Below are 10978 nucleotides of genomic sequence, written 5' to 3' on the forward strand. Positions count from 1 at the left end.
TCAGACCCCGCCAGTAGCGTCAGGTCCAACATGACGAAGCAACGGCAGACGACAAAAGGTGGACCCAAGATGGCACCCGCAGCACCCGACCGGGACAAGGCGCTCGAGCTGGCCCTGGCACAGATCGACAAGCAGTTCGGCAAGGGTTCCGTGATGCGCCTCGGCGAAGAGGGCCGTGCCCCGATCGCCGTGATCCCGACCGGCGCGATCGCGCTGGACGTGGCGCTCGGCATCGGTGGCCTGCCGCGTGGCCGGGTCGTCGAGATCTACGGTCCGGAGTCGTCGGGTAAGACGACGGTGGCGCTGCACGCCGTGGCGAACGCGCAGAAGGCGGGCGGCATCGCGGCGTTCATCGACGCGGAGCACGCGCTCGACCCCGAGTACGCGAAGAAGCTGGGCGTGGACACCGACGCGCTGCTGGTCTCCCAGCCCGACACCGGTGAGCAGGCGCTCGAGATCGCGGACATGCTGGTCCGTTCCGGCGCGCTCGACATCCTGGTCATCGACTCGGTCGCGGCCCTCGTGCCGCGCGCCGAGATCGAGGGCGAGATGGGCGACAACCACGTCGGTCTGCAGGCCCGCCTGATGAGCCAGGCGCTGCGCAAGATCACGGGTGCGCTGAGCGCGTCCAACACCACCGCGATCTTCATCAACCAGCTGCGCGAGAAGATCGGCGTGATGTTCGGCTCCCCGGAGACCACGACCGGTGGTAAGGCGCTGAAGTTCTACGCCTCCGTGCGCCTCGACGTGCGCCGCATCGAGACCCTGAAGGACGGCGGCGAGCCCGTGGGCAACCGCACCAGGGTCAAGGTCGTGAAGAACAAGGTCGCGCCGCCCTTCAAGCAGGCCGAGTTCGACATCCTCTACGGCAAGGGCGTCAGCCGCGAGGGCTCGCTCATCGACATGGGTGTCGACCAGGGCATCCTGCGCAAGTCCGGTGCCTGGTACACCTACGAGGGCGACCAGCTGGGCCAGGGCAAGGAGAACGCCCGCAAGTTCCTGCTGGACAACCCGGACATCGCGAACGAGGTCGAGAAGCGCATCAAGGACAAGCTCGGCATCGGCGCCACCCTCGACGCCGACGAGACGGTTCCCGCCGCGCCGGTCGAGTTCTAAGAGGTAGTGCGGGGTGGACGAGGCTGAGGAGCAGCGCAAAGCACGCGACATCTGCTACGCGCTGCTCACCGCTCGCGCCCGATCCCGGCAAGAGCTCCACGACGCGTTGCTGCGCAAGGGAATCAGTCCCGCCGCGGCCGAGACCGTCCTCGGCAAGTTCGACCGCGCGGGCCTGATCGACGACGCTCAGTTCGCCGAGATGTGGGTCCGCTCGCGCCACACGTACAACGGCCTGGGCCGCCGAGCCCTGGCCATGGAGTTGCGCCGCAAGGGCGTGGCCGACGAGGTGGTCGCCGAAGCCGTGGCCGCGGTGGACGGTGAGGCGGAGGAGGAGCGGGCCCGCGAGCTGGTCCGCAAACGCCTCCGCACGCTGTCCGGTGTGGACGAGACGACCAAGATCCGCCGCCTGGTGGGTGCGTTGGCGCGCAAGGGATACGCCGAGGGCCTCGCCTACCGCGTGGTCCGCGACGAGCTGCGTGCCGCCGGTGACGAGGCGTCGGCGTTGGACGAGACCTGGTCCTAGGCCAGGTCTGGCTCGGTCGCGTAGCCGCCGCGGCGACGGCATGGTCGTGGTGCTGCGCTGCGAGGTGCGGTGGCTGCGGGCTCGCGTGCTGGTCCGCAAGACGTTTTCGCACGCTGGCCGGGTGGCTGAGATCCGCTGTCTGATGGGTGCTTTGGCGCGTGAGGATTGCGCCGGGGGCCTCGCCTGCCGTGTGGTGCAGGACGAGCTGCGTGCGGCGGGTGACGAGGCGTTGGACGAGACCTCGTCCTGGCTCAGGTCTCGCGGTCTGGTCGTCGAACTGGTCTGCGCACGCTGTCCGACGCGGACGGATCGAAGTCCGTCCTCTGATGGCCGCGTTGGGGCGCAAGGGTTGCGTGGAAGGGTTCGCTGGTGTCAGGTGTGCCGCTCGGCCGGCTCCCGATCGACGAGCAGGTCGACGCACTCCGGGCGATCCTCGCCCGCAACGAGCTGCTGACCGAGGTCCTGGCTCGTGCCGCGAAGCTCGATCTCCCAGGCTGGTACCTGACGGCCGGGTGCGTGTTCCAGACGGTGTGGAACGTGGTCTCCGGCCGACCACCGGCAGAGGGCATCAAGGACTACGACTTGTTCTACTTCAACGACTCCGACCTCAGCTGGGAGGCGGAGAACGAGGTCATCCAGGCCGGTGAACGTGCCTTCGGCGGCCTGTCCGCGGTCGTCGAGATCCGCAACGAGGCCCGCGTGCACCTCTGGTACGAGGACCGCTTCGGGGTTCCCTGCGAGCCCCACACCTCAACCGAGGCGGCCATCGACTCCTTCGCGGCCACGACGTGCTGCGTCGGCGTCCGGCTCGACGAAGCGGACAGGTGGCGGATCTACGCGCCGCACGGCCTTGCCGACGTGTTCAACCTCGTTGTCCGGCCGAACCCCGTGCTCGCCCCGCGCAGCGTGTACGCGGCGAAAACCCGGCGGTGGCGCGAACAGTGGCCCGAGCTCACCGTGTTGCCCTGGCCTGCGCCGGTCGCCGATGGCGGCTGATTACATCGTGCGCGAGTAGTCTGGCGTTGTGAGCACCACTCCCGACGCGCCGTCCGAGGCCATTCCCACCGTCTCCGACCTGCTCTGCTTCGACCTCTACACGACGTCGAGAGCGGTCACGGGCTTCTACCGCCCGATCTTGGACAAGGCCGGCATCACCTACCCGCAGTTCCTGGTGATGCTCCTGCTGTGGGAGCGCGACTCGCGGCCGATCCGGGAGCTCGTCCACGAGCTCGACCTCGAGTACAGCACCCTGTCGCCGTTGATCAAGAGGCTGGAGAAGAGCGGGCTGCTGGTGCGCGTCACGCACCCCGACGACGAGCGGTCCGTGCTCGTGCAGCTCACCGACAAGGGTCGTGACCTGCAGTGGATCGGCGGCGAGATGACCAGCAAGCTCGGTGAGGCGCTCGGTATGACCAACGACGAGATCGCAGTCCTGCGCAAGGCGTTGCACCGGGTCAAGCACGGCGCCGAGCGCTAGCCGCCTATCGAGTGACCTGAATTACATCGCGTACGAGGTATCTCGTCGGGTAACTTACATCGTGCACGACCTAATCGAGCGCGATGCACCGCCGCCGCGGTGCCTGACGAGAGAGTGAGAGAGCAATGCGAGTTCGTAAGGTGTTCGCCGTTCTTGGGACCCTGCTGGCGCTGGCTGCTGTTGTCCCGTCGGGTGCCGGAGCCTCGGAGGAGACCGAGAAGTCCGGCGCCAAGAAGCCGACCGTCGTGCTGGTGCACGGCGCGTTCGCGGACGCATCCAGCTGGAACGGCGTCGTGGAACGCCTGCAGCGCAAGGGATTCCCGGTCGTCGCGGTGGCGAACCCGCTGCGGTCGCTCACAGGTGACGCAAGCTACCTGCGCAAGGTGCTCGCCTCGATCGACGGGCCGATCGTGCTCGCCGGCCACTCGTACGGCGGCATGGTCCAGTCGGAGGCGGCGCTCGGAAACCCGAACGTGAAGTCGCTCGTCTACGTCGCGGCATTCGCGCCGGAGAAGGGCGAGAGCGCGCTGGAGCTCTCGAACAAGTTCCCCGGCAGCACGCTCGGCGACACGCTGTCGACCATCGACATCGGTGACGGCAGCAAGGACCTGGTGATTCAGCAGGACAAGTACTGGCAGCAGTTCGCGGCCGACGTCTCGCGCAAGGACGCGACGCTGGCGGCGGCGACGCAGCGCCCGGTCAACGACACCGCGCTGACCGAGAAGGCCGGTGACCCCGCGTGGCACCAGATCCCGTCGTACTTCGTGGTGGCGGGCAAGGACAAGAACATCCCGGTCGTGGCCCAGAAGTGGATGGCCGAGCGCGCCCACGCCAAGGCCGTCGTCGAGGTTCGCGGTGCGTCGCACTCGGTGGCCGTGTCTCAGCCGGACACCGTGGCCGACCTGATCGTCCGCGCCGCGCGTTAGTAGAAGCAGAAAGCCGGGGCGCAGCAGGGGCGCCCCGGCTTTCGCCATGTCCTTCAAACGTCAGGGCTTCGCGACCTTGCAGCCCGGCAGTGCCAGGTTCAGCGTCGTGCCGGGGCCGAAGCAGGCGACGAAGTCGAACGTCTGCTGGCCGTAGTTGATGCCCTTGCGAACGGTGATCTTGCCGGCCGCGTCGACCTCGCACGGGTTGTTCATCGTGCAGCGGCCGCCGCTCTCGTTGCCGGTGTTGTTGATGCCGACGACCTTGCCGCTCACGTTGTCGATGATCGGCGAACCCGAGGTGCCGCCGATGGTGTTGCACGACGACGTGTAGCGCAGCGAGTCGCGCCAGGTCCAGTCGGCTTCCTTGAGCTGGTAGACGAAGCCGTCGACCTGGCAGGAGTAGATCTTCTTCCAGTAGCCGGAGACGACCCGGATGTCGGTCTTCGCCACGGGATGCGAGGCCGACAGCTCCAGCGCGCGGATGCCGTACTGCTGCTGGATCTGCCCGTACGTCGTGTTGAGCTGGTAGAACGCGACGTCGGTGCCGGTCATCGTCGCGTAGAGGAGCTTGGCCGTGCGGAGCTTGGCGATCTCGGTGCTGGCGCCGTTGAGCAGCTTGACCTCACGGTTGGCGGACAGGTTGGTGACCACCTGGCCCGCCTTCATGAGCTGGTAGCAGTGCCCGTTCGTGAGCATGAGCGCCTTGTCCGCGGCCGTCGAGCTCGGCAGGCGGACCAGTGAGCCGGAGCAGTTGCTGAGTCCGACGGTTCCGGCGAAGTCGACGGCGGCTTGCGCGGGTGCCGTCGTGACGCCGAGTGCGGCGATCGCCGCGAGCAGGGAAACGACGAGTCGTCGTGCCATGTGCAGGGTTCCTTTCAGGGATGGCATGCAGCGCCAAGCCTGTACGGATCGTATCCAGCTCGCTACCGACGGAAGTCGGCTGACGTGCCGTGAGTAACTCGATCGAGTGGTGCCCGAGTGCGGCGCTAACAGGTAAAGCGGACCAATCGACGTGGTGGTCACACATCGCAACCGCCAGGAGCCGTGATGACCTATCCGACGCAGTCCGTCTACGCCCCGCCTCCGGTCGCACCGCGGAAGCCCACACGGTTCGGTGCGCTCGCGTGGTCGGCGGTGATCCTCGGAATCGTCGGCGTCGTCTGCTCGTGGGTCATCTTCCTCAACAACCTCACCGCCATCGCCGCGTTCGTCGGGCTCGTGCTCGGCGTGATCGCGTTGTTCGGCACGCGCAAGGTTCTCGCCGCGATCGGTGTCGTCCTCTGCGTCGCCGCGATCGTCTTCACGGTGATGGCGCAGCAGGCGACGGCGAAGGAGCTCGACAACATCCTCAACGGCACCACGAACCAGGGTCAGGTCGGCGTCGCAGGTGAGACCCCGAAACAGCAAGCGGTCACCAAACCGCCGACCTGGGGCGAGCGGTACACGTGGGAGAACGGCCTTTCGATCGAGGTCGCCGCGCCGGTCGCGTGCACGCCCGGCCAGTACGCGGCGCCGGCGAACATCGCCCGCGCGGTGAAGTTCAAGGTCACCATCACCAACGGTACGAGCACCGCGTTCGAGACCGCGTTGCTGACGATCGGCAACGACGCGCAGTTCAACGGGCAGCAGGCGGAGCGGGTCTTCGACAGCAACGGCTGTGGCAGCACGTTCGACACGGCGACCGTGCTGCCCGGCAAGACCTACACCTACGACGTCGCGTACTCCGTCGGCAAACAGCCCGGTGAGATGCAGCTCGTGTTCGAGCCGAGCTTCAAGTCCGACAAGGCCGCGTTCGTCGGTCAGGCGTAAACCGTTCGCGAGCGGGCGCTCGGGCGGGTTACAAAATGGGGCATGTTGCGCAAGTACCCGCGAACGCCCCATCTGGAGGGCTCGCGCCTGCAACCGGGCGACGAGGACCTCGACCAGGTGCCGTTCCGCGCGATCGCGGGGCGGCACCTGGTCGTCGAGGAGAAGCTCGACGGTGCCAACGCCGGCATCAGCTTCGACTCCTCCGCCGCGCTGAAGTTGCAGTCACGCGGCCATTTCCTGACCGGCGGGCCGCGCGAACGCCAGTTCGCGCCGCTGAAGGCGTGGGCGGCGACGCACCAGAGCGTGCTCTGGGAACGGCTCGGCACGCGCTTCGTCCTCTACGGGGAATGGCTCTACGCCAAGCACACCGTGTTCTACGACGCGCTGCCGCACCACTTCTGCGAGTTCGACCTGCTCGACCGCGAGACGGGCGACTTCCTGTCCACACCGGAACGCCGCCGCGTGCTCGCCGGAACGCCGGTGGTGCCCGTGCCCGTGCTGCACGAGGGCCCGCTGCGGACGTTGCAGGACCTGACCGCGCTGATCGGCCCGTCCACCTGTCGCACCGCTCTGTGGCGAGACGCGCTGGTCGAGGCGGCGCTGGCGGCGGGGCAGGACGCGGAAACCGTTGTCGCGGAAACGGATTCCGACGACCACATGGAAGGCCTCTACATCAAGGTGGAGGAGAACGGCCGCACCGTCGAGCGCTACAAGTGGGTGCGCCCGACGTTCCTCACCGCAGTGCTGGACTCGGGCAGTCATTGGCAGGACCGCCCGATCCTGCCGAACCGGGTCGTGTCCGGTGTTTGAGGAACTCTGCCCTGCCGGTCCACAGTGGACTCTCGACTGGAACGCCGTCCGCGCGGCGTTCCCGTGGGTGCGCGCGTTGGAAGGCGTGCCGCAGGACCCGATCCACCACGCGGAAGGCGACGTCGCCACCCACACCCGGATGGCGTGCGAGGCTCTCGTCTCGCTGCCGGAGTGGCGCGCACGCCCCGAACCCGACCGGGTGCGCTTGTTCGCGACGGTGCTGCTCCACGACGTCGCGAAGCCGTTCCGCACCCAGATCGACGACGGGCGCATCACCGCCCACGGCCACTCGCGCGCCGGAGATCTCCTGGCACGCAAGCTGTTGTGGGAGATGGGCCGCCCGATCGCGTGGCGCGAACACATCGCGGCTCTGGTGCGCCACCACCAGGTTCCGTTCTGGGCGCTGGAACGTCCCGACCTCGACCAGATCGCGTTCCGGGTGAGCCTGGTCGCGCGCAACGACGACCTCGCGACGCTCGCCCGCGCCGACATCCTCGGCCGGATCTGCGGCGACGCCGAGTCGGTGCTCGAGAACATCGCCCTGTTCGAGGAGTACTGCCGCGAACGCTCGTGCCTCGACCGGCCGCGTCTCTTCCCGTCGGACCACGCGCGGTTCCAGTACTTCCGCACTCCCGGCCGCGACCCGGACTACGCCGCCTACGACGACACGCGCGTCGAGGTGACCGTGCTGTCCGGTCTGCCGGGTGTCGGCAAGGACCACTGGATCGCCGCTCATCGTCCAGGCTGGCCGGTCGTCAGCCTCGACTCCGTGCGCGCACGACTCGGCATCGCGCCTGATGGCGACCAACGCGCCGTGGCGGCTGCGGCGTTCGAGGAAGCGCGGGTGCTGCTTCGTGCGGGGGAGAGGTTCGTCTGGAACGCGACCAACATCTCCCGCCAGCTGCGCGACCGCTGCATCGGCCTGGCCGCCGACTACCACGCCCGGATCACGCTCGTCGGCCTCGAAGCCCCCAAGGCCGTGATCCACTCCCGCAACCGCGCCCGCCGGGAACCGGTGCCGGCCGCGGTGATCGACCGGCTGGTCGACAAGTGGGAGGCGGTCGACCTCACCGAAGCGCACGCCGTCGAACGGGTGGACACGGCGCAAACCTGGACACGTACTCAGCCTCGCCCGCGATGCCTCATACAAGGGACCCCTGCGACCCCTCCGGAGGCACTCGCCATGACCGACGTTCCGTTGACCAGATCCGTCCGCCTCATCTTCGAGTTCACCTCGGACGGCGTCCGGCTCCTGGAGCAGCACCCGGTCAACGTGCCGAAAGATGTCACCGCCGGTCCCTTCCGCGACAGTCACACACTCCGGGACTCCGGCGACCACGTGGAAGTCCGCGACCGCGACGGCCGAACCCTCAGCCGCGTCCCGGTCCGGGCAGGCCTCGGCAGCAACGTCGAAACCTTCCCCCAAGATCCATATATCAGTTCGGACGCCCCGCGCGTCCTGACCGTTGTGGTGCCCGCTCCGCCCGACGCCGACCACGTCGCCGTCGTCCGCGACACCCGCTCGGCCGGCGCCACCGGCTCCACCAGCGTCGAGGTCCTGGGCACGTTTCGCCTTTCATCCTGACTATGTCAACCCAGCAACCCGCCGACCTGCGCCTTAGCAATGACTCTTTGGACGACGTCGTCAAAAGACTCATTGCCAAGGCGGCAGGCGGCGGGTGATATATCGGGTGGCGAGGGCTGCGCAGCCGATATATCAGTGCCGGGCCGGGGTGGGCTAGCGGCGGTGTTCGCCGTGGTGGCCGACGGCTCGGACCAGCCAGAGGGTGCCCGCGCCGGCTACGACCAGGACGATGATCCCGGTGATGAAGCCGATGCTCGTGGGGGAGTCGTCGGGCTGTGCGGGTGCGCTGGCGTTGGGCTGTTTCTGGGTGATGGCCGGGACGTCGGTCATCTGAAGGGAGTTCGACTTCACCAGGCCGGTGCCCTCCAGCAGGAGCATGTGCTTGAGCAGGAGCGTGAGACCGGTTTGTGCGGCGATGCGCGTGGGGACGCTCTTGGTCGTCGCGCGTGCCCGGGCGACCTGGGTGATCAGGGAGCCGTCGGCGGCGCGGGACAGGTTCGCGTACATGCGGTCGAACTCGTCGCCGGAGCTCGACGAGATGGCGTTCGCCCACGACTTCTGCTCGGTGGTCGGTTCGGTCGGCAGATCGACGCCGATCTGAGAGGCCGCTTCCGCGACCGCCGAGACGAGCTGGGTGTGTTCGGCGGCGAGCTGGCCCGCGACCTTGCGGACCTTCGCATCCCTGGCCCGATCCGAGCTCTCGCGGCTCGCCGGTTTCTGCCACAGCGAATGCTGGGTGAGCAGCACGAGCAATTCCCGGTCCGACGGTTCGACGTTCTGGCCGATGACGCGAATCGCGTTCACCTGTGCCTTGACCGCCACCAATTCGAGCGCGGACGGGTCGACCAGACCTGTGTTCTCGACGACCGTCATCGTGCGGATGAGCATTTGAACGGTTTGGTGGGCGAGCGTGCGAATTGTGGTGTTCTGCGTTGTGGCGCGCGTTTGCACGGCCATTACGAGAAGGCCGCCCTGAGTCTGGCGCACGATCGTCGCGTAGGCGCGGTCGTGGTTGTCGCCGGTGCGTTCTGCCATCTCGTTGATGAGTGACTGGTGTTCACTGCTCACGTCGTTCGGCAGCACCACGCCCAGTTCGGTGGCGGCTTTGAGCAGATCGACGTCGAGTCGAGAGTGGCCTTCGAAGATGTCCCTTCCGGCATTGCTGATACCTGCATTCGTGGTCCGCGTCGGAGCCTCTTTGCTGATTGGTACGAGCCAAGAGTTCGCTTGGCGCAGAGATACCATGAAAGAGCGTTCCGAGGGTTGCACGTCGGTCGACTGCGCATTTGCCGGAACTGCTCCTATGAGCGCTCCCAGAAATACTGCAGACGAGACGGCAAACAGCGCTGCGTGCTGCCCCAGCGTACCCAACCGGTGACGCATAGTGCCCGTTCCTCCCCGCGATCGAGCTGCCTTCGAAGGTAATACGCGCAGGTGGAGCCCCGGTTCACAGGACATGCGAAGATGCTTATGTGACGTGGATCACAGCAGAACTTGCGAACCATTGGGGCTGGATTTACGTACCCGAGAGGATTTCGTGTTCACGATGTAGGATGCGATGGATTCCATACTCGGCCACCGAGTCGCTAGGCCTGCCGCCCGAAGCGAAGCCGTCGCCGATATCTGGGGAGGTCGCAAGCTTCATGGTCGATCAGGGCAGGGTCGCACAAGCCCATCAGGACGAGGAATTGCTCACGCTCCTCTACGGGCAGTTCCAGCGGATGTTGTTCTCGCAGGTCCTGTGTCTGACCAACTACGACCGCCAATGGACAGAAGATGTTGTCCAGGAGACGTTGATCAGGGCTTGGCAGAACTCCGCTCACCTTGTTCGTGAACCGGGGATGTTGCGCGGGTGGCTTTGTACCGTGGCTCGTCGCATTGTGATCGACGGATGGCGCAGCCGTCAGGCGAGGCCTCAGGAAGTGGAATTGCTTCGCCCGGACATCGCTGAATCTCCGGACGACACAGAACAGACACTTTCGGTGATGGTCATTACCGATGTAGTACGCCAATTGAGTGATGAACACCGTTCGGCCATCTACGAAACGTATGTCATGGGACGAACCGTGAAGGAGGCCGCGATCGTTCTCGGAGTCCCGGAAGGAACCGTCAAGTCCCGGCTGTACAAGGCCATGCACACGATCCGCCGGGCGCTGCAGGACAGGAGCTAGCGTGATGGTGACTCGTCAACCACATCACGACCCCGTGTACGTAGTAGGACCGCCAGGGGAAGCGGTGGACAGCGAAAACCGCACGAGCCCCGACGGGCCGTGCGGTGATGTTGCGGCATATGCGCTCGGGGTGCTCGACCCCGGCCAGCACGTGATCTTCTCCCGGCACCTAGCCGGGTGCGAGAGCTGCCAGCGCGACGCGGCCGACTTCGGCATGTTCGCGCCTGTGTTGCGTCAGGTCGTCCATCCACCTGCCGGCAACCGGCCGTGCCCTGTCTCGGGCCGCGTCACCCGCGCCATCCTGATGCTGGCGGCGGGCGTCGTCGTGGCCATCGCCGCAGTCCTGACGGTCGTGGAGTCGTTGTCCACGAACACCGTCGATCCTGTCGAAGCCGGCACCCTGACGCGTGCGGAGTCTGCTCGCCCCGAGTCTTGCTCCGGGCCGTTTCCGCTGTTCCGGCACGTGTGAAGCGACAGGTGACCCGATGAGCGCGCAGGCGAGGCGGAGCCATCCGCCCACCAGCCTGGCCCAGATCATCGCGCTCTCCCGAACAGCTCACA

General features: G+C 66.9%; 12 protein-coding genes. 10 read left to right on the forward strand and 2 right to left on the reverse strand.

The features are described 5' to 3' along the window. Window positions 1-69 precede the first annotated feature (69 nt). From recA to UK23_RS00865, 5 genes are all read left to right on the forward strand, one after another. Entirely contained in the window at window positions 70-1116 is a 1047-nt protein-coding gene (gene recA / locus UK23_RS00845; protein WP_045309366.1) for a recombinase RecA, read from the forward strand. A gap of 13 nt (window positions 1117-1129) precedes the next feature. Beyond that, entirely contained in the window at window positions 1130-1639 is a 510-nt protein-coding gene (locus UK23_RS00850; protein WP_045309367.1) for a regulatory protein RecX, read from the forward strand. 369 nt (window positions 1640-2008) lie between these two features. Continuing rightward, window positions 2009-2635: a nucleotidyltransferase family protein gene (locus UK23_RS00855; protein WP_231114327.1), complete on the forward strand. Its 627-nt coding sequence runs from the start codon at window positions 2009-2011 to the stop codon at window positions 2633-2635. A 28-nt stretch (window positions 2636-2663) separates the two neighbouring features. Continuing rightward, complete coding sequence (locus UK23_RS00860; RefSeq protein ID WP_045309369.1) at window positions 2664-3116, forward strand: MarR family winged helix-turn-helix transcriptional regulator; 453 nt, start codon at window positions 2664-2666, stop codon at window positions 3114-3116. Window positions 3117-3241: 125 nt separating this feature from the next. Then, complete coding sequence (locus UK23_RS00865; protein ID WP_045309370.1) at window positions 3242-4042, forward strand: alpha/beta fold hydrolase; 801 nt, start codon at window positions 3242-3244, stop codon at window positions 4040-4042. Window positions 4043-4102: 60 nt separating this feature from the next. Here the strand turns inward: UK23_RS00865 and UK23_RS00870 are convergent, their stop codons facing one another. Then, window positions 4103-4903, reverse strand: a complete 801-nt coding sequence (locus UK23_RS00870) for a S1 family peptidase (protein WP_045309371.1) — start codon at window positions 4901-4903, stop codon at window positions 4103-4105. Between the two features lie 186 nt (window positions 4904-5089). Between UK23_RS00870 and UK23_RS00875 the strand changes: the two genes are divergently transcribed. From UK23_RS00875 to UK23_RS00885, 3 genes are read left to right on the forward strand one after another with little or no spacing between them, the layout of a single operon-like run. Continuing rightward, window positions 5090-5851, forward strand: coding sequence for a hypothetical protein (locus UK23_RS00875; protein ID WP_045309372.1), 762 nt, complete (start codon window positions 5090-5092; stop codon window positions 5849-5851). A gap of 42 nt (window positions 5852-5893) precedes the next feature. Next, on the forward strand, window positions 5894-6661 hold the full coding sequence (locus UK23_RS00880; RefSeq protein ID WP_045309373.1) for an RNA ligase family protein: 768 nt from the start codon (window positions 5894-5896) through the stop codon (window positions 6659-6661). After that, on the forward strand, window positions 6654-8246 hold the full coding sequence (locus tag UK23_RS00885) for an AAA family ATPase (protein WP_082114316.1): 1593 nt from the start codon (window positions 6654-6656) through the stop codon (window positions 8244-8246). Before UK23_RS00880 ends, UK23_RS00885 begins: the two co-directional genes overlap by 8 nt. A 153-nt stretch (window positions 8247-8399) precedes the next feature. On the opposite strand, the gene UK23_RS48125 is transcribed toward UK23_RS00885, so the two are convergent. Next, a complete protein-coding gene (locus tag UK23_RS48125; RefSeq protein WP_196777561.1) occupies window positions 8400-9629 on the reverse strand; it encodes a DUF4142 domain-containing protein in 1230 nt (409 codons plus the stop codon). A gap of 260 nt (window positions 9630-9889) precedes the next feature. On the opposite strand from UK23_RS48125, the gene UK23_RS00895 reads away from it, so the two are divergent. Next, entirely contained in the window at window positions 9890-10417 is a 528-nt protein-coding gene (locus UK23_RS00895; RefSeq protein ID WP_045309470.1) for a sigma-70 family RNA polymerase sigma factor, read from the forward strand. 64 nt (window positions 10418-10481) lie between these two features. Continuing rightward, a complete protein-coding gene (locus tag UK23_RS00900) occupies window positions 10482-10886 on the forward strand; it encodes a zf-HC2 domain-containing protein (RefSeq protein ID WP_196777562.1) in 405 nt (134 codons plus the stop codon). Window positions 10887-10978 lie beyond the last annotated feature (92 nt).

Origin of the sequence: Lentzea aerocolonigenes, from assembly GCF_000955955.1 — a bacterium.
In the GTDB taxonomy this organism is placed as follows: domain Bacteria; phylum Actinomycetota; class Actinomycetes; order Mycobacteriales; family Pseudonocardiaceae; genus Lentzea; species Lentzea aerocolonigenes_A.

What these genes read in the sequence shown, in the direction of transcription:
- recA (WP_045309366.1), top strand. Translation starts at nt 70, where the DNA reads ATGGCACCCGCAGCACCCGACCGGGACAAGGCGCTCGAGCTGGCCCTG.
- UK23_RS00865 (WP_045309370.1), top strand. Translation starts at nt 3,242, where the DNA reads ATGCGAGTTCGTAAGGTGTTCGCCGTTCTTGGGACCCTGCTGGCGCTG.
- UK23_RS48125 (WP_196777561.1), bottom strand. Translation starts at nt 9,629, where the DNA reads ATGCGTCACCGGTTGGGTACGCTGGGGCAGCACGCAGCGCTGTTTGCC.
- UK23_RS00880 (WP_045309373.1), top strand. Translation starts at nt 5,894, where the DNA reads ATGTTGCGCAAGTACCCGCGAACGCCCCATCTGGAGGGCTCGCGCCTG.
- UK23_RS00895 (WP_045309470.1), top strand. Translation starts at nt 9,890, where the DNA reads ATGGTCGATCAGGGCAGGGTCGCACAAGCCCATCAGGACGAGGAATTG.
- UK23_RS00870 (WP_045309371.1), bottom strand. Translation starts at nt 4,903, where the DNA reads ATGGCACGACGACTCGTCGTTTCCCTGCTCGCGGCGATCGCCGCACTC.
- UK23_RS00875 (WP_045309372.1), top strand. Translation starts at nt 5,090, where the DNA reads ATGACCTATCCGACGCAGTCCGTCTACGCCCCGCCTCCGGTCGCACCG.